The organism is Amycolatopsis sp. NPDC005003 (assembly GCF_053600695.1).
Genome location: NZ_JBSGAI010000001.1, coordinates 135,910 through 151,803 on the forward strand (window position 1 = coordinate 135,910; position 15,894 = coordinate 151,803).

16 protein-coding genes are annotated in these 15,894 nt (G+C 71.3%); 3 read left to right on the forward strand and 13 right to left on the reverse strand.

Annotated elements, in window-relative coordinates; all coding sequences use genetic code 11:
* The first annotated feature begins 24 nt into the window (after window positions 1-24).
* Entirely contained in the window at window positions 25-1,218 is a 1,194-nt protein-coding gene (locus ACWED2_RS00630) for a PucR family transcriptional regulator (RefSeq protein ID WP_449688309.1), read from the forward strand.
* Between the two features lie 157 nt (window positions 1,219-1,375).
* Here ACWED2_RS00630 and ACWED2_RS00635 read toward each other — a convergent pair whose 3' ends face one another.
* The 13 genes from ACWED2_RS00635 to ACWED2_RS00695 all read right to left on the reverse strand — a co-directional run bounded on the left by ACWED2_RS00635 (window position 1,376) and on the right by ACWED2_RS00695 (window position 13,869).
* A complete protein-coding gene (locus tag ACWED2_RS00635; RefSeq protein ID WP_449688310.1) occupies window positions 1,376-2,500 on the reverse strand; it encodes a KR domain-containing protein in 1,125 nt (374 codons plus the stop codon).
* Window positions 2,501-2,633: 133 nt separating this feature from the next.
* On the reverse strand, window positions 2,634-3,101 hold the full coding sequence (locus ACWED2_RS00640) for a hypothetical protein (protein WP_449688311.1): 468 nt from the start codon (window positions 3,099-3,101) through the stop codon (window positions 2,634-2,636).
* A gap of 137 nt (window positions 3,102-3,238) precedes the next feature.
* Window positions 3,239-3,736, reverse strand: coding sequence for a hypothetical protein (locus ACWED2_RS00645; protein WP_449688312.1), 498 nt, complete (start codon window positions 3,734-3,736; stop codon window positions 3,239-3,241).
* Window positions 3,733-4,839: an MCE family protein gene (locus tag ACWED2_RS00650; protein WP_449688313.1), complete on the reverse strand. Its 1,107-nt coding sequence runs from the start codon at window positions 4,837-4,839 to the stop codon at window positions 3,733-3,735. The genes ACWED2_RS00645 and ACWED2_RS00650 overlap by 4 nt, the downstream gene beginning before the upstream one ends.
* The gene (locus ACWED2_RS00655; RefSeq protein ID WP_449688314.1) at window positions 4,839-5,810 is read right to left on the reverse strand and encodes an MCE family protein; all 972 of its coding nucleotides are present in this window, start codon (window positions 5,808-5,810) and stop codon (window positions 4,839-4,841) included. The genes ACWED2_RS00650 and ACWED2_RS00655 overlap by 1 nt, the downstream gene beginning before the upstream one ends.
* Window positions 5,807-6,805 (reverse strand): MCE family protein, encoded by a 999-nt coding sequence (locus ACWED2_RS00660; RefSeq protein WP_449688315.1) that lies wholly within the window; start codon window positions 6,803-6,805, stop codon window positions 5,807-5,809. Before ACWED2_RS00660 ends, ACWED2_RS00655 begins: the two co-directional genes overlap by 4 nt.
* The gene (locus ACWED2_RS00665; RefSeq protein WP_449688316.1) at window positions 6,805-7,800 is read right to left on the reverse strand and encodes an MCE family protein; all 996 of its coding nucleotides are present in this window, start codon (window positions 7,798-7,800) and stop codon (window positions 6,805-6,807) included. Before ACWED2_RS00665 ends, ACWED2_RS00660 begins: the two co-directional genes overlap by 1 nt.
* A complete protein-coding gene (locus ACWED2_RS00670) occupies window positions 7,797-8,813 on the reverse strand; it encodes an MCE family protein (protein WP_449688317.1) in 1,017 nt (338 codons plus the stop codon). The genes ACWED2_RS00665 and ACWED2_RS00670 overlap by 4 nt, the downstream gene beginning before the upstream one ends.
* Window positions 8,810-10,000, reverse strand: coding sequence for an MCE family protein (locus tag ACWED2_RS00675; RefSeq protein WP_449688318.1), 1,191 nt, complete (start codon window positions 9,998-10,000; stop codon window positions 8,810-8,812). Before ACWED2_RS00675 ends, ACWED2_RS00670 begins: the two co-directional genes overlap by 4 nt.
* A complete protein-coding gene (locus ACWED2_RS00680) occupies window positions 9,997-10,812 on the reverse strand; it encodes an MlaE family ABC transporter permease (protein WP_449688319.1) in 816 nt (271 codons plus the stop codon). Before ACWED2_RS00680 ends, ACWED2_RS00675 begins: the two co-directional genes overlap by 4 nt.
* On the reverse strand, window positions 10,813-11,598 hold the full coding sequence (locus tag ACWED2_RS00685) for an MlaE family ABC transporter permease (protein WP_410588000.1): 786 nt from the start codon (window positions 11,596-11,598) through the stop codon (window positions 10,813-10,815).
* Window positions 11,595-12,317: a hypothetical protein gene (locus ACWED2_RS00690; RefSeq protein ID WP_449688320.1), complete on the reverse strand. Its 723-nt coding sequence runs from the start codon at window positions 12,315-12,317 to the stop codon at window positions 11,595-11,597. Before ACWED2_RS00690 ends, ACWED2_RS00685 begins: the two co-directional genes overlap by 4 nt.
* 4 nt (window positions 12,318-12,321) lie before the next feature.
* On the reverse strand, window positions 12,322-13,869 hold the full coding sequence (locus ACWED2_RS00695; RefSeq protein ID WP_449688321.1) for a DUF6801 domain-containing protein: 1,548 nt from the start codon (window positions 13,867-13,869) through the stop codon (window positions 12,322-12,324).
* 251 nt (window positions 13,870-14,120) lie between these two features.
* Between ACWED2_RS00695 and ACWED2_RS00700 the strand changes: the two genes are divergently transcribed.
* Together ACWED2_RS00700 and ACWED2_RS00705 are read left to right on the forward strand one after the other, a co-directional pair.
* Entirely contained in the window at window positions 14,121-15,050 is a 930-nt protein-coding gene (locus tag ACWED2_RS00700; RefSeq protein WP_449688322.1) for an ATP-binding cassette domain-containing protein, read from the forward strand.
* The gene (locus ACWED2_RS00705) at window positions 15,047-15,880 is read left to right on the forward strand and encodes an ABC transporter permease (protein ID WP_449688323.1); all 834 of its coding nucleotides are present in this window, start codon (window positions 15,047-15,049) and stop codon (window positions 15,878-15,880) included. The genes ACWED2_RS00700 and ACWED2_RS00705 overlap by 4 nt, the downstream gene beginning before the upstream one ends.
* Window positions 15,881-15,894: the final 14 nt, after the last annotated feature.

Sequence of the window (15,894 nt, forward strand, 5' to 3'; positions counted from 1 at the left end):
CTCTCTTCCACAATGGGGTGGGCGATGACGGGACCGCCCGTCGGAACGAACTTCGGACCCATGCTGGACGGCGACCGCCGTCCGGGACAGCTGTGGGCGATGCTCCCCCGCGAGCTGGCCGCGGTGTTCCGGCCACGGCTGCTGGACGTCGCCGACGAGGTGCTGCGCGAGATCCAGCGGACCATCCCGGACTACGCGCGGCCCCTCGACGGGGCGTTCGGCAAGGCGCTGCGGACCGGCGTCCAGGCGGCGATCCTGCAGTTCGTCGACCGGATCGCGACGTCGGGGCCGGTGCCGGAGGAGCGGCGCAAGGTGTTCGTCGGGCTCGGCGTGCACGAGCTCGCGCAGGGCCGCAACCTCGACGTCCTGCAGGCCGCGTACCGGGTGGGTGCGCGGGTGACCTGGCGGCGGATGGCGGAGGTGGGGACGCGGGCCGGCGTGCCGTCGGCGACGCTGTGCCTGCTGGCCGAGGCGATCTTCGCCTACATCGACGAGCTGTCCGCGCTGTCGATCGAAGGGCACGCGGCGGCACAGGCGCGGGCGGCGGGCGCGCTGGAACGGCGCCGTCGCCGGCTGCTGGACCTGCTGCTGGCGGACCCGCCGTCGCCGTCCCGGACGGTGCAGGAAGCCGCGGCGGCGGCGGAGTGGCCGTTGCCGCACCGGCTCGTCGCGGTGGCGCTCGACGGGCCCGCCGACGTCACCGGGCTGGACGCGCTGGAGGACTTCGAGGACGGCACCCCGCGGCTGCTGCTGCCCGCCCCGGCGGACCGGTGTGCGCTGACGGCGGCACTGGCCGGGCGCCGGGCGGCGGTGGGGCCGCCGGTCCCGCCGCGCCGGGCGGGCCGCTCGCTGGCGACGGCCCAGGAGGCGTTGCGCCTCATCGGCGACGTCCTCCCGGACGAGCCGCTGACCTGGTGCGAAGACCACCTCGCGACGCTGTGGCTGCGCAAGGAGCCGTTCCTCGTGACGGAGGTGTCCCACCGCCGGCTGGCCCCGCTGACAGCGTTGCCCCCGAAGCAGTACCACCGCCTGGCCCACACGCTGCTCGCGTGGCTGGAGACGTGCGGCAACGTCCGCGAAGTCGCCGACCGCCTCGCGATCCACCCCCAGACGGTCCGCGCCCGCGCCCAGGAGCTGGAGGCCCTGTTCGCCGACCACCTCCGCAACCCGGACGACCGCTTCGAGATGATCCTCGCCCTCCGCGCCACCCTCCCCTGACTCGTGTCGCCCCCTCGATCACGAGTGATGCCCCTTCAATCACGAGTGAAGCCCTTTCCGGCCGGGTAGCCCGGGTGCGGAAGGGGCATCTCGTGTGATCGGAGAGACATCACGCGTGATCAGAGGGCATCACTCGTGATTGGCGAGTCGACACGGGTCAGAGGGTGGAGAAGTAGGGGCGGGGGAAGTCGGGGAGGTGGGGGGTGCCGAGCTGGACGGTGGTCGCCGGGAGGCCGCGGGAACGGCGCCAGGCGGCGAAGGCCTCCAGCCAGGCGTCCGCGGTGGCGCGGGTGGTTCCGCCCGGGGCGCCGAACAGCGCCGTGGGCGACGTGGCCAGCAGCCACCAGTCCGGTGGGCAGTCCGCGGTGGCCTCGTGCAGGCGTCGCGCGCCGAGCACCCCCAGGCGCCAGCCGGCCGACGGGTCGCCGGTGAGGACGCCGGCCGCGTGGACGATGCCCCGCAGCGGGAGGCCGTCCGCCGTGGCGGCCGCGACCAGCCGCTCCGCGACGCCCGGCTCGGCGATGTCGCCGGGGACGACCACGGCATCGGACAGGGCCGCGGAGTCTCCACAGAGGACGACCCGGGTCGCTCCCGTGTCCGCGAGCCACCTCGCGGTCGCGGGCCCGAGGCCGCCCGTGATCACGTATGCGCCGGGGCCGGTCGCCACCTCGGCGGGGAACGGCACGCGGGCCAGCCGCGCCGCGTACCGGACGTCGTGTCGCCAGCGGACTTCGTCGTCCGGCGCGTCCGACCGCAGTTCGCGCACCAGCGCGTCCACATCGGACCGCGCGTCGAAGTCGACCAGGCTCGCCCGCAGCTGCGGTCGCTCGAGGGCGAGCACCCGCACCAGGCCGCGCAGGAACACCAGCCCCGGCTCGCCGGCCGCCTGCGTGACCAGGTGGAACCGGGGGCCGGCGCCGAGCCGCGCGACCACCGACAGCACCGAGAGCAGCAGCTCCTGCGCGGCCTCCGGGTCACGGTAGGCGTACGGCGATCCGGTGAGGTAGACGACGCCGCGCACCGGCCGTTCGGCCAGGAACCCGGGTAGCTCGTCGAGGTCGTCGCGCGGGAGCGACAGCGCGTCGTCCCCCGCCTCGGCCAGCGCGAGTGCCAGCGCGACGGCCCGGCCGAGCGCCGCCGGGTGCTCGTCGGTGAGCAGCAGCCACGCGCCCGGCCCGTACGGCACCACCGGCGGCAACCGCACTTCCGGCCACGTCACCTCGAACGACGGGGTGGCGAACGGGACGCCCGGCGACAGCGCGCGCTCCGCCGGCCCGGTCACCACAGCCCGTCCCCGATGGCCACCCCGAGCGGATCGCTCGGCGGCAGCCCGGTCGCCGCGGTCGTCCGGCCCGGCACCTGAACTGCCTGCCGCGCCGGCGGCTCGGAGAGGGTCATGGAGTCCTCGCGCATGCTCAGGCCGCGGACATCCCGGTGACGCGCCACTTCCCGGCGACGCGTTCGGCCGTGACGCTCAGCTGGGCGGCGCCGGTGCTGCGTTGCCCGTCGCCCCTCGTGCCGGTCTGGTCGAGGAACACCAGCAGGGCCGCGCGGTCGCCGTCCAGGAGCTTCACGCCGGACGCGACGGCGGTCGACGTCACCACGAGCTGCTGCTCGGCGGCCAGCTTGCGGACCTGCCCGAAGAGCTGTTCGTACTGCGCGAGCGCGGGCCCGGTCAGGACCTCCCGAGCTGCCCGCGAGCTCTTGTCCGGATCGTCGTAGCGGTAGGAGAAGACCGTGCCGAGCGCGGCACTGATCTGCTTCGCGGCCTCGGCCGTACCCGCAACATCGGACAGCGCGCTGTTGTGCGCGACCACAGCCTGAGTGTTCCGCGCTTCGAGCGTGAACCAGACCGCCAGCCCGGCCATGAGCACGGCCACCACCGCGAGCACCACCCGCGCCCGCCGCCGTGGCCCGGTGGTCGTGAGTGGTAATTCGGGTTCTAACCCTACGGAACACTCACGACCGTCTGGGTGCTGACGTCCGGCGACCTTCACGGCGCGTTTCCTGGTGACGGTTTTCACGGTGCCTCCACCACGGGAACCTGGCCGAGGCCGGTGACGTGCCAGCCGTCCGGCGCGCGGGTCAGCTCGGCCTGGAACCGGTTGCGCTTGGCCACCGCGTCCCCGCCGTCGGGTGCCACGACCAGCTCGACCGAGGCGATCAGTTTCGCCGTCCCCGCCCCGGTGTCCACTTCGGTGACCGCGGCGTCGGTCACCTTCCCGGTGGTGACGGTCTTCGCCTGGGCGATCCGGTCGAGGCTGCCCTGCCGGCCGGCCGCCAGCTCGTCGCGCAGCGCACCGCCAGAGAGGTCCAGCCAGCGCTGGTACCCGGGGGCGGCCTGCCGGTAGTCCAAAGTGGTCAGTCCGGCGACCGCCGCCCGCCCTGCCTGCAACGCTTCCTCACGGACGACCGCGCGCGCGACACCGTCGTCGTGCGCCGCCTGCCACCAGGTGAACCCCGACCAGCCGGCCGCGACGGTCGCCATGGCCGCGGCCACCCACGCAAGAATCCTCACGGCCGTCCTCCCGGTGCGTTCTGCGAGCCCCGCACGTTCGTCGGGTCTCCCTTCGGCAGCGCACAGCGCGCGGCCGTGTCGAGCGGGCGGACCGACGTGTCGAGGCCGTTGCGGTACGGCGTCGGGTACCCGGTGGTGCACGGCGGCGGGTCGAAGAAGGTCAGCGACAGTCCGATGTGGACGCCGTCCGGCCGCACGACCGCGCCGGCCGCCGCGACCGCCTGCGGAGCGGTGATCAGCAGCTGGCGGATCCCGTCCTGCCGGGCTTCCAGGACGTCCGCGGTGGTCAGCAGATTGGCCAGCAGCACGCCCAGGCCCGGCCCGGCGTCGCGGATCAGCGCGCTGACCTCGTTCGCGGCCGCGGGCACCGCGGGGATCAGCGTGCGCAGGTCGCCGTCGGACGCCTTCAACGTCGAAGCCAGCAGTTTCGCGTTGACGCCGAAGTCGCGGATCGCCCCGGCCTGCTGCACCTGCGTGTCGAGCACCGTGTGCGCGTCGGTGACGAACCGGGTCAGCGGCGCGACGTGCGCGCTCGCCGCCTGCACGAACTCGATGCCGCGGCCGACCAGCTGGTCCAGCGCCGGGCCGGCGTCGGACGTCGCGTTGCACAGCTCGTCGACGACCGTGCGCAGCGCGGGCTTCGGCACCGAGTTGGCGAAAGCGTCCACTGTCGACAAGACGACGTCGACCGGCAGCGGGATCTTCGTGTCGGCCTGGGTGAGCACCGAGCCGTCGTGCAGCTTCGGGCCACCGTCGACCCGCGGCCGCAGGTCGACGTACTGCTCGCCGACGGCGGACCGGTCGGCGACGACGGCTTCGGTGTCGGCCGGGACGGGCGCGGTGCCGGAGTCGATCTCGAGGTCGGCCTCCATCCCGGCCGGGGTGAGCCGCAGCTCGCCGACGCGGCCGATCGGCACCCCGCGGTAGGTCACCTCGGCGCCTCCGAAGATGCCGCCGCCGGTCGGGAACTGCGCGGTCACGGTGTAGCCGCGGTCGAAGAACACCTTGTCGAGACCCGCATAGGTGGCTCCGACGTAGGCGACACCGACGACGGCGATGACGACGAAGACCGTCACCTGCACGCGCACGAACCGGGTCAGCATCAGTGGCCTGCTTTCAGGAACCCGTTGAGGTAGTCGCCGCGGATGGTGTCCAGTGCGGCGTCCGGGAACGGGAAGGTGAAGACCATCTCCATGGCCTTCGGGAGCTTGTCGCCGGAGTCGGCCAGCCGTCGCAGCAGCGGCTCCAGCGCGCGGAGGTCGGCGACCAGATCGTCCTTGCTGCGGTTCACCGTGTCGACGGCGACCGAGGTCAGGCCGTCCAGGGACTTGAGCATCCCGACCAGTGCTTCCCGCTGCTGGTTGAGGACGCCGATGCCGGGCGTGAGGCCGTTCAGCGTGGTGGTGATCCGGTCGGTGTGCGCGTTCAGCGTGGCCGCCAGCTTGTTGACGCTCTCGAGGGCCCGGGTGATCTCGTTCCGGTGCTCGTCGAGCCCTTTGACGAACGTGTCCAGATCGGCCAGCAGGGTGCGGGCGGCTGTTTCGCGACCCCCCAAGGCGTCGTTCAGCTCGTGGCTGATGTTCTGCACCTGCGCGACACCGCCGCCGTTGAGCAGCAGGGACAGCGCCCCGAAGACCTCTTCGATCTCGGGCGTCAGCGTCGATCGGTCCAGGGGGATGGTCGCGCCGTCGAGCAGCCGTCCCGACGGCGTCGCGTCGTCCGGTGGGGCCAGCTCGACGAACTTTTCACCGAGGATGCTCGCCTGCCGCAGCCGGGCGACGGCGTTCCCCGGCAGGTCGACGTCGCCGTTGAGCAGCAGCTCGACGACCGCGCTGTGCCCGTCCGGCGCCAGCTCGACCTTGACGACCTGCCCGGCCGGGACGTCGTTGACCTTGACGCCGGACTGCGGCACCAGGTCGAGCACGTTCGTGAAGCTCGCGGTGACGTGGATCGGGTGGTCGCCGAGCGCGGCGCCGCCCGGCAGCGGGATGTCGTAGACGCTCACCCCGCTGCCGCAGCCGGTGGTGACCACCGCGAGGGTGACCACCGCGGCGAGCTTGACCAGTGACTTCATTTCGGCTCCGCGAATTCGAGGAGGTTGCCGCGGCCGTCGATGGTCCCGTTCGCCTGGTCGTAGGCACCCAGCAGGTTCGTCAGGGCGTTCGGGGCCGCGTTGAGCGCTTCGGCGAGCGAATCCTTCTGGTTCACCAGCACCTTCGTGACGTCGGCCAGCTTGTCCACATCGGACTGCACCTTGCCGCGGTTGTCCTTGATGAACCCCTGCACGACGCTCAGCGCCTGGGTCAGCTCGGTCAGCGCCCCGGAGAACTGGTCACGCTGGTCGGCCAGCACCCTGCTCAGCGAAGCGATCTGCGAAATGGCCTGTTTTACCTGGCCGTCGTTGGCGGCGAGCATCGCGGTGAACCTGCTGATGTTGTCGACCGAGCCGAACAGGTCGTCCTTCGAATCGCTCGCGGCGCGGGCGAATTCGCCCAGGTTCTTGATCGCCGTGCCGATGGTCTGGCCGGTGCCGTTCAGGTAGTCCGCCGATCGGGTCAGGACGTCGCTGACCGCCCCGTCCTTGTTGGCGCCCTGCGGTCCGAGCGCGGACATCAGCTGGTTGAGGCTGTGCAGGAGGTCGTCGACCTCGACCGGGGTGGCGGTGCGCTCCCGCGGGATCGACGCGCCGTCGGGCAGCTGCGGGCCACCCCGGTAGACGGGCGTGAGCTGGACGTACCGGTCGGCGACCAGGCTCGGCGTGATGACGACGGCCCCGGCGTCGGCCGGGAGCGGCACGCCGGGCCGCAGCGTCATGGTGACCTTGACGTCCGTGCCGTTCGGTTCCACTTCGGACACCGAGCCGACGGCGACGCCGAGGACGCGGACGTCCGAGTTCGGGTAGATGCCGACGGCGGCGGTGAAGTACGCGGTCAGCGTCCGCTCCGCCGGCGCGGTCATCACCGGCCAGGCGGCCGAGACCACGAGGGCGAGCACGACGCCGAGCGTCAGGGCCCGCAACCGCGTCCGTCGCCGGGCCGCCGCACCCAGGTCGATGAGCTGGTGGGCCATCAGCGTCCCCCGTTCTTCGGTGGCTGGCAGCTGCCCGGCGTGGTGCCGGTGGGGATCAGCCCGCAGATGTAGGTGTCGATCCACCGGCCGTTGCCGACGGCGTTGCCGAGCAGCCGGTAGAACGGCCCGGCCAGGCGCAGGCTGTCCTCGAGCTTCCCCTGGTTGCGCTGCAGCACGGTCGCCACGCGGTCGAGCTGGTCGAGCGCCGGTCCTAGGGTCTTCTGGTTTTCCGCGACCAGCCCGCGCAGCTGGATCGAGAGGTTCTTGATGCCGGTGAACAGCTTCGCGATCGCGTCCTTGCGCGCGTTGAGCTCGGTGAGCAGGGTGTTGCCGTCGCGGATCAGCGCCTGGATCTGGTCGGATCGCTGCCCGAGCGTCTTCGAGACCTGGTTGGTGTTCTGGAACAGCTTGACCAGCTCGTCATCGCGAGAAGCCAGCGTTTGCGACAAGGCGGCGATGCCGTCGAACGCGGTGCGCACGTCGCTCGGTGCCGACGCACCGAGCGTGTCGGACAACACGCGGAACGCCTGCGCGAGCTGGTCGGTGTCGATCGCGCCGACCGTGCTGGCCAGGTCGTTGAACACCGCGGTGACGTCGTAGGGCGAGCTCGTGCGCTCGGCCGGGATCGGCTGGTCCGGGTTCAGCTCGGCGTTGCCGACCGGGTCGAGCACCAGGTTCTTCTGCCCGAGCAGGGTCTTGATCTTGATGGCCGCCGTGGTCCGGTTGCCGACCCAGGTGTCGCGGACCCGGAACAGCACCTCGACGTGGTCGCCGGCCAGCCGGACGTCGGTGACTTCGCCGACCTTCACCCCGGCGACGCGGACCTCGTCGTTCGGCTTGAGCCCGGCGGCCTCGTGGAACTCGGCCTGGTAGGTCGTGCCGCCGCCGATGAGCGGCAGGTCGTCGGAGAAGAACGTGGCACTCCCGATCAGGACCATGACCAGCGCGGTCACCGCGCCGACGGCGATCGGGTCGCGGCTGCGGAAGGGTTTCACCGGCACCTCGCAGCCGTCACGGGGATGCCGGGTGGCGGGCCGCCCGGCGCCGGTTTCGCATCGGTCCGCACCGAGCAGAGGTAGAAGTTCGCCCACGAGCCGTAGGAGAAGAGCGTGCCGATCCGGTCGAGCTTCTTCGGCAGGTTGTCGAGGAACTGCTGGAACACCGGGGTGTTGTCGGCCAGGTTCTTCGACAGGTCGCCGAGTGCGGTGATGCTGTCCTTCAGCGGCTGCCGGCCCTGTTCGAGCAGCCCGGCGGTCGCCGTGGTCAGCTCGCCGAGGCCGCCGATGGCCTGCCCGATCGGCTTGGCGTCCGCGGCGAGGCCGGTGACCAGCTGGGCGGTGGTGTCGACGAGCGTGTCGAACTGGTCGCCCTGGGCGTTGAGCGTGTCGAGCACGGTATTGAGGTTGCCGATCACCTGGCCGATCAGGGCGTCCTTCCCGGCCAGGGTGGAGGTCAGCGACGCGGTGTGCCGCAGCAGGCTGTCGATCGTGCTGCCTTCCCCTTGCAGGACCTGGATGATTTCGAACGACAGCTGGTTGACCTCGTTCGGCGACAACGCCTGGAAGAGCGGCTTGAAGCCGTTGAAGAGCGTGGTGAGGTCGAGCGCCGGCTTGGTCCGCTCCAGGGGGATCTGCGCGCCCTCGGCGAGCGTCGGTGACGTGTCGGTGGCGCCCGGGTCGATCGAGAGGTACCGCTGGCCGACCAGGTTCCGGTAGCGGATGGTGACCGACGCCGACGCGGTGAGCCGGTGTGTGCGGCCGACCGAGAACCCGACGTCGGCGAGGCGGTGTTCGACGACCCGCACCGAATCGACCTGGCCGATCCGGACGCCGGCCATCCGCACTTCGTCGCCGGAGTTGACCGAGGTCGCGTCGGTGAAGCGGGCCGTGTAGCCGATGGTCGCCCCGACGTCGGAGTTGGCGATCGTGATCGCGAGCACGGCGGTCGCGGCCGCGGTGACCAGGAAGAAGATCAGCCCCTTGACGGCGGGTCCGGCAACGCTCCTCATCGGACGGTCACCTCCGTCCCGCGCAGCGCGGGTCCGATCAGGACACTGCTCCAGTCGGGCACTTCCCCCAGCGCCGGCCGCAGGAGTTCCGCGACCAGCCGGCGCTCACTCGGCGAGTTCGCCGGTCCCAGATCACCATCGGCGGCGGCTGCCGCGCCGCCGCCGTAGCACTTCGGCCCGCCGGTGGCGTCGAACCGCGGGGTGTCGCGGCCGGGAACGTACTTCTCCCGCGGGTCCTGCACGGTGAGCGTCACGTGCAGGCCCGGTTCGTTCGTGCCCTTGCCGAGAGCCTTCTCCATCAGCGGCTTGAGCCGGTTGACCGCGTCGAACAGGCACGGGAACTCCGGCGAGTAGCGCGACAGCAGCTCCAGCGTCGGCCGGCTCGCCGCCGAAACGCCGATGAGGTTGTCCTTGTTCTTGCGCAGGAAGTCGTCGAGGTGCCCGGTGGCACTGGTGACGCTCGCGTAGAGGTTGTCGAGATCCGCGCGAGTGTCCACGATGGTCTTCGCGGTCGTCGACAGGTCGCTCAGCGCCTGCAGGATGTCCGGCGCGGCTTTCGTGTAGACGTCGGCGGCGTCGGCCAGTCCGGTGATGTCGGCCTTGAACTGCGGCATCAGCGGGTTCACCTGACCCAAGAGGTCCTGCAGCTGCACGATGCTGTCGCCGAGCGGTTTCCCGCGGTGGTCGAGGGCCTGCGAGATCGCGCCGAGGGAACTGTTCAGCTTCTGCGGCTGGACCGCCCGCAGCAGCGGCAGCAGGTCGCCGAGGACGCGTTCCAGTTCGATGGCGTTGCTGGAACGGTCCTGGGCGATCACGTCACCGGCCCGGAGTTTCCCTTGTGGACTGTCCGGGAGCACGAGGTTGACGTACCGCTCGCCGAACACCGTCTTCGGCAGCAGCCGCGCGGACACGTTCCCGGGCAGCAGGCCGATCTTCGCGGGGTCGAGCGCGAGGTCGATTTCGGCGCCCACGCGCGTGCTGCGCACCGCCCGGACCTCCCCGAACGGGACGCCCTTGACCTTGACCTCCGCGGTCGGCGCGAGCTGGTTGCCGAGGCGGTCCGCCCGCAGCGTCACGAGCTCGGCGTCGTCGAAGTCCTTGTCGTAGATCGCCACCGCCAGCCAGCCGAGCAGGACGAGCACGCCGAGGAAGGCCACCCCGGCGAGCTGTGTGCGGAACCGGCTCATCCGGACACCTTCACCGTGGTCGTCGCGCCCCAGATGGCCAGGGACAGGAACAGGTCGAGCACGCTGATCAGCACGATCGACGTCCGCACGGCCCGGCCGACCGCGACCCCCACCCCGGCCGGGCCGCCACTGGCGCGGTAGCCGTAGAAGCAGTGCGTCAGGATCACGCCGACGCTGAAGACGAGCACCTTGCCGAACGACCACAGCACGTCGCCGGGTGGCAGGAACAGCGTGAAGTAGTGGTCGTAGGTGCCGCCGGACTGTCCGAAGAAGACGACCGTGGTGAGCCGCGAGCCGAGGTAGGAGATCAGCAGGCCGACGACGTACAGCGGGATGATCGCGATGAACCCGGCGACGATCCGGGTGGTGACCAGGTAGGGCATGCTCCGCACGGCCATCACTTCGAGGGCGTCGATCTCCTCGGAAATCCGCATCGCGCCGAGCTGCGCGGTGAACCCACTGCCCACAGTGGACGAAAGCGCGAGCCCGGCGACCAGCGGCGCGATCTCCCGGGTGTTGAAGTACGCGGTCAGGAAGCCGGTCATCGCGGAGATGTTGATCTGGTTCAGCGCGCTGAAGCCCTGCAAGCCCACCGTGACGCCGGTGAACACGCACAGCCCGACCATCACGCCGATCGTGCCGCCGATCACCGCGAGCGCGCCGCTCCCGAACGTCACTTCGGCCAGCAGCCGCACGACTTCGCGGAAATAGCGCGTGACGGCGAGCGGGACGGCGGCGAGCGCGCGGGCGTAGAAGAGCAGCTGGTCGCCGAGGTCGAACAGCCGGTCGCCGGGTTTGCCGAGGATGGCCACTCAGGTTCCCTTCGCCGGGACGAGCTGCAGGTACAGCGCGGTGAGCACGGTGTTGACGAAGAACAGCAGCAGGAACGTGATGACGACGGACTGGTTGACGACGTCGCCGACGCCCTTGGGGCCGCCCTTCGGGTTCAGGCCGCGGTAGGCCGCGACGACGCCGGCGAGGTAGCCGAAGATGACGGCCTTGATCGAGCTGACGACGAGGTCGGGCAGCTGCGCAAGCGCGTTGAAGCTGGCCAGGTAGGCGCCGGGCGTGCCGCCCTGGACGATCACGTTGAAGAAGTAGCCGCCGAGCACGCCGACCACGCTGACCAGGCCGTTGAGCAGCACGGACACCCCGACGGCGGCCTGCACGCGCGGCACGACCAGCCGGTGGATCGGCGAGACGCCGAGCACCTCCATCGCGGCGATCTCCTCGCGGATGCTGCGCGCGCCGAGATCGGCGCAGATGGCGCTGCCGCCCGCGCCGGCGATGATCAACGTCGTCACGATCGGGCTGGCCTGCTGCACGACGGCCAGGACGCTCGCCGCGCCGTTGAACTGCTGGGCGCCGATCTGGCTGGTGAGCGAGCCGAGCTGCAGCGAAATCACCGCGCCGAACGGGATGGAGACCAGGATCGCCGGGGTGATGGACACGCTGGCGATGAACCAGAACTGCTGGACGAACTCCCGCACCTGGTACGGGCGGCGGAGCATGGCGAGCAGGACGTCGAGGCCCATCGCGCACATCCGGCCGAACTCGCGCAGGCCGTTCGCGGCTCGCTGCTGCACCTGGATCGTCATGCCTTGCACCCGGTGCTGAAGCAGCGCAACTGGAGGTTCGAGACGAACGTGTTGCCCGGCCCGGAAACCAGGCCGGTGAGCAGGCGGCTGACGTCCTCGTGCCCGGCGCACCCGGCGAACCCGGGCGTGGTGAACGTCGACGTCACCTTGACCGGCGGGGCGGGCAAAGAGATCGGCACCAGCGCCTTGATGTTCACCGCGGCGGGCTGGGCGGTCCGGCAGTCCGGCCCGACGTCGAGGGGTTTGCCGTCCACCTGGACGTCCGAGAGCTTGATGAACACCTTCGCGGTCACGTCCGTGTCGGCGCAGATGTTGGTCTGGGTGGCCTTGCAGTCCTTGTCCTTGCCCGTGTGGATGGTGGCCATCCCCGAGGCGTCGCCGTCCGGGACGATTTCGACGCGGCCGGTGGTGGGCATGAACCGGAACGCGACGAAGTAGCCGTCCGTGGGCGGGATGTTCAGCTTGCCGGTGATCGGCACGGTGCTGGTGAGGCCGCCCAGGAAGCCGTCGAAGGTGCCCGGCGGGAAGGCGATGTCGGAGCCGAGCTTGGCCACGTGGCTCGTGGTCGGCTGCTGCGCGTCCCCCAGGGTGAACCCGAAGGGGATCTGCGTGGCCGCTCGGGGTACTGGCGCGTCCTCGCCCGGCGCCGCCTCCGCGGCGCCGAGCGAGAACGCGGCCACTGCCAGCACGAGCGGCAGGGAAAATCGGGTCAGGATCATCGAGTCACTTCTTGGTGAGGGTGACGTCCAGCTTGTTGCCGGGGCCGGAGGTGATGCCGGTGATCAGCCCGGTCAGGAAGCCGCAGCCGGTGAACTGCGGGATGCCGTAGGTCGCGGTCAGCTTGCCGCCCTTGAGCGGGTCGAAGCCGGGCGCCGAGACGAGCGGCACGTCCGCGGGCTCGACGGTGTGGCACGACTTCGACGACAGGATCGGGAAGCCGAACACGCGGACCTTGGTGAGCTGGACGTCGACCTGGGCGTTCGCCTTGACCGCACCGGCGGCGAGCGTGCCGGTGATCGCGCCGACCTGGTTCAGCTTCACCGTCGCGGACGCCGGGATGAAGCCGAGGACGCGGAAGTTGACGTCGGACTTCGGCAGGGCGAGCTGGGCGCCGAACCTGCCGGAAGCCGCGTCGAGCTTGGCGTCCAGAGTGCCTGGGCCGAGCGGCAGCGTGGCGTGCAGCTGCTTGAGGACCGACTTGCCCTGCACGGAGTACTTGACCTCGATGCCGCCCGGCGGGTTCGTCGGGGTCGTCGGCTGGGTGGTCGGGGTGGTCGGCGTCGTGGGCTCGGTGGTCGGCGTGGTCGGTTCCGTCGTCGGGGTGGTCGGTTCCGTGGTGGGCGTGGTCGGTTCGGTCGTGGGCGTCGTCGGCTGAGTGGTCGGAGTCGTCGGTTCCGTGGTCGGCGTGGTGGGCTGCGTGGTGGGCGTGGTCGGCTCGGTGGTCGGAGTCGTGGGTTCCGTCGTCGGCGTGGTCGGTTCCGTGGTCGGCGTCGTGGGCTCGGTGGTGGGGGTCGTCGGTTCCGTCGTGGGAGTCGTCGGCTCCGTGGTCGGGGTCGTCGGCGTGGTCGGCTCTGTCGTCGGAGTTGTGGGCTCCGTCGTCGGGGTGGTCGGCGTCGTGGGCGTGGTCGGGGTGGTCGGTGTCGTCGTGCCGCCCGCCGGCTTGATCTCGAACGTGCCGAGCTGCTGGTTCTGGCCCGGGACCGCGACGCAGTCCGAGGTGAACGTGCCGAGGTCGGTCGGCTGGCCGTCCGCGGTGCGCGGGGTCATCGTGGTGCTGAAGTTCCCGACCGTCACCGACGCGGTGCCGGGGCTGGGGAACGTCACCGCCGGCGCCTTGCCGCTGCTCTTGACGTGGAACGCGCCCGACGGCGGCACCGGCGTCGAGGCGATCGTCAGCGGCAGGTTCAGGTTCAGCGTCTTGTCGACCGGGTACTTGAGCACGGCCGCGGCCTTCGCCGAGCCGTCCAGCGAAGTGGCGCCGACCAGGGCGAGGCCCTCGGTGGCGGTCTCCGGCACGGTGACGTCGACGTCGAAGGTGATCGGGGTCGACGCGGCGCCCGCGACGGCGTTGTCGGGCAGGTTGGTGTCGATCTTCACCGACAGCACCTGGTCGCCGATCAGCGGGAACGGGCAGTTGTAGTTGAGCGTCAGGCTCACCGGCGCGGCCTGGCTCGGGCCGGCCCCGACGAGCGCGACGGTCGCCGCGACCGCCGCGGCGGTCGCGGCGGCCAGGCCGAACGCGGGCTTTCTCGACTTCCACGAAAACTTCACGGGTCGCCACCTCGGGAAATGGGGGAATTTCGGCAAAGCTACCTCCGTGTTTCCGGGTGAACAACCCGCTGCCCATTCTTTGTCACGCGCGGAGGATCGCCCGGCACCGGAAGGGTCACGCAGGTCAGCCCTTGTCACGCGGGTGCTATCCGATTCCGCGGAAATTGTCATGTGCCCGGCGAATGGCGGCAGGCTTCTTGATCGAGAGGCGCCGGTCCCGATACCTTTTGCGAGGCAGGAAAGGAGCGGCCATGCCCCAGCCGGTCATCGCCGTGACGGACCTCGCGAAACACTACGGCGAAGTCACCGCGCTCGCCGGGATCAGCCTCAGCGTCGCCCGCGGCGCGGTGCTGGCGGTCCTCGGCCACAACGGTGCAGGGAAGACCACCCTGATCGACATCCTCAGCACGCGCGTCCGGCCGAGCGCGGGCACCGCCCGCGTCTGCGGGTACGACGTCGTGCAGCGCGGCCGCGCGGTCCGGCGGCGGATCGGCGTGACCGGGCAGTTCGCCGCGGTCGACGACGCCCTGTCCGGCCGCGGGAACCTCGTGCTGATCGCCCGGCTGCTGGGCGCCCGGCCGCGGCAGGCGCTCGCGCGGGCCGCCGAGCTGATCGCGGCCTTCGGCCTCGAAGACGCGGCCGACCGCCCGGCCGGGACGTACTCGGGCGGGATGCGGCGGCGCCTGGACCTGGCCGCGGGCCTGGTCGGCGCCCCGCAGGTGCTCTTCCTCGACGAGCCGACCACCGGCCTCGACCCGGTGAGCCGGGCGGGGCTGTGGACGATCGTCGAGAGCCTCGCGGCGCGCGGCACCACGGTCGTGCTCACCACCCAGTACCTCGAGGAGGCGGACCGGCTGGCCGACCACGTCGTCGTCCTCGGCCTCGGGCACATCACCGTGTCGGGGACGCCGGCGCAGCTCAAAGCCCGGCTCGGCACCCGGTCGGCGACGTGCACGTTCGGCACCGAACTGGCGCTGCGGCGGGCGGTGGACGCGCTGACCCACCTGGGGCTCGCGGCCGGCCGCGCCGGGCTGGTGCTCACCGTGCCGCTGTCCGGCCCGGCCGACGTCCCGGTGGTGGTGCGCGCGCTCGACGCGGCCGGCGCGCCGCTGCGGGACCTGACGGTGACCGAGCCGACGCTCGACGACGTCTACCTTTCCCTCCACCGGACGGCGTCGTGACGCGCTCCCGGCACCACGCGGCGGTCGCCGCGCTCGGCGATCCCGCGGCGTGGCCGGAACCCGGGTTCCGGACCCAGGTCCGCGTGCTGACGGCCCGGTCGCTGCGAACGGCGTTCGGCGACCGGCGGCTGGTCTTCTTCGGCCTGCTGCAGCCGGTGGTGCTGCTGTTGCTGTTCAGCCAGGTCTTCAGCGGTGTCGGCGCGCTGCCGGGCGTCGCGGCGTACCAGGGTTACGTGAACTTCCTGGTGCCGGCCACCCTGGTCAACATCGCCATGACGACGGCGATGAGCTCGGGAGCGGGCCTGCTGGCGGAGATCTACGGCGGCTTCACCGGACGGCTGCGCTGCCTGCCGATCTCGCTGTTCTCGGTCCTGGTGGCCCGCACCTTGGCGGATTCCGCGCGGTTGGGCGTCCAGCTGGTGGTGACGGCCCTGGCGAGCGTGGTCTTCCTGGGTTTCCGCCCGGCGGGCGGGGTGGTCGGCCTCGGGTTGGCGTTGGTGTTGACGCTGGTGGTGGGCTGGTGCTTGAGCTGGGTGTTCGTGGCGATCACGACGTGGCTGCGCAAGGCGGAGACCCTGCAGGCGGCCTCGTTCGTGGTGATGTTCCCGCTGATGTTCTCGTCGAGCGCGTACATGCCACTGGACACGATGCCGGCGTGGGTCCGCGCGGTATCGGCGGTGAACCCGCTGACCTACGCGATCGACGCGACCCGCGCGTTGGCGCTGGGCCGCCCGATCGGCTGGTCGGTCCTGACGGCCTTGGTGATCGCGGCGGTGGCCGCGTCGGCGGGCTCGCTGCTGGCGGCCCGCACCTTCCGCGCCCACCCGTAACTCGCGTGACTCAA

What these genes read in the sequence shown, in the direction of transcription:
- ACWED2_RS00700 (WP_449688322.1), top strand. Translation starts at nt 14,121, where the DNA reads ATGCCCCAGCCGGTCATCGCCGTGACGGACCTCGCGAAACACTACGGC.
- ACWED2_RS00685 (WP_410588000.1), bottom strand. Translation starts at nt 11,598, where the DNA reads ATGACGATCCAGGTGCAGCAGCGAGCCGCGAACGGCCTGCGCGAGTTC.
- ACWED2_RS00630 (WP_449688309.1), top strand. Translation starts at nt 25, where the DNA reads ATGACGGGACCGCCCGTCGGAACGAACTTCGGACCCATGCTGGACGGC.
- ACWED2_RS00650 (WP_449688313.1), bottom strand. Translation starts at nt 4,839, where the DNA reads ATGCTGACCCGGTTCGTGCGCGTGCAGGTGACGGTCTTCGTCGTCATC.
- ACWED2_RS00670 (WP_449688317.1), bottom strand. Translation starts at nt 8,813, where the DNA reads ATGAGGAGCGTTGCCGGACCCGCCGTCAAGGGGCTGATCTTCTTCCTG.
- ACWED2_RS00690 (WP_449688320.1), bottom strand. Translation starts at nt 12,317, where the DNA reads ATGATCCTGACCCGATTTTCCCTGCCGCTCGTGCTGGCAGTGGCCGCG.
- ACWED2_RS00660 (WP_449688315.1), bottom strand. Translation starts at nt 6,805, where the DNA reads ATGGCCCACCAGCTCATCGACCTGGGTGCGGCGGCCCGGCGACGGACG.
- ACWED2_RS00675 (WP_449688318.1), bottom strand. Translation starts at nt 10,000, where the DNA reads ATGAGCCGGTTCCGCACACAGCTCGCCGGGGTGGCCTTCCTCGGCGTG.
- ACWED2_RS00655 (WP_449688314.1), bottom strand. Translation starts at nt 5,810, where the DNA reads ATGAAGTCACTGGTCAAGCTCGCCGCGGTGGTCACCCTCGCGGTGGTC.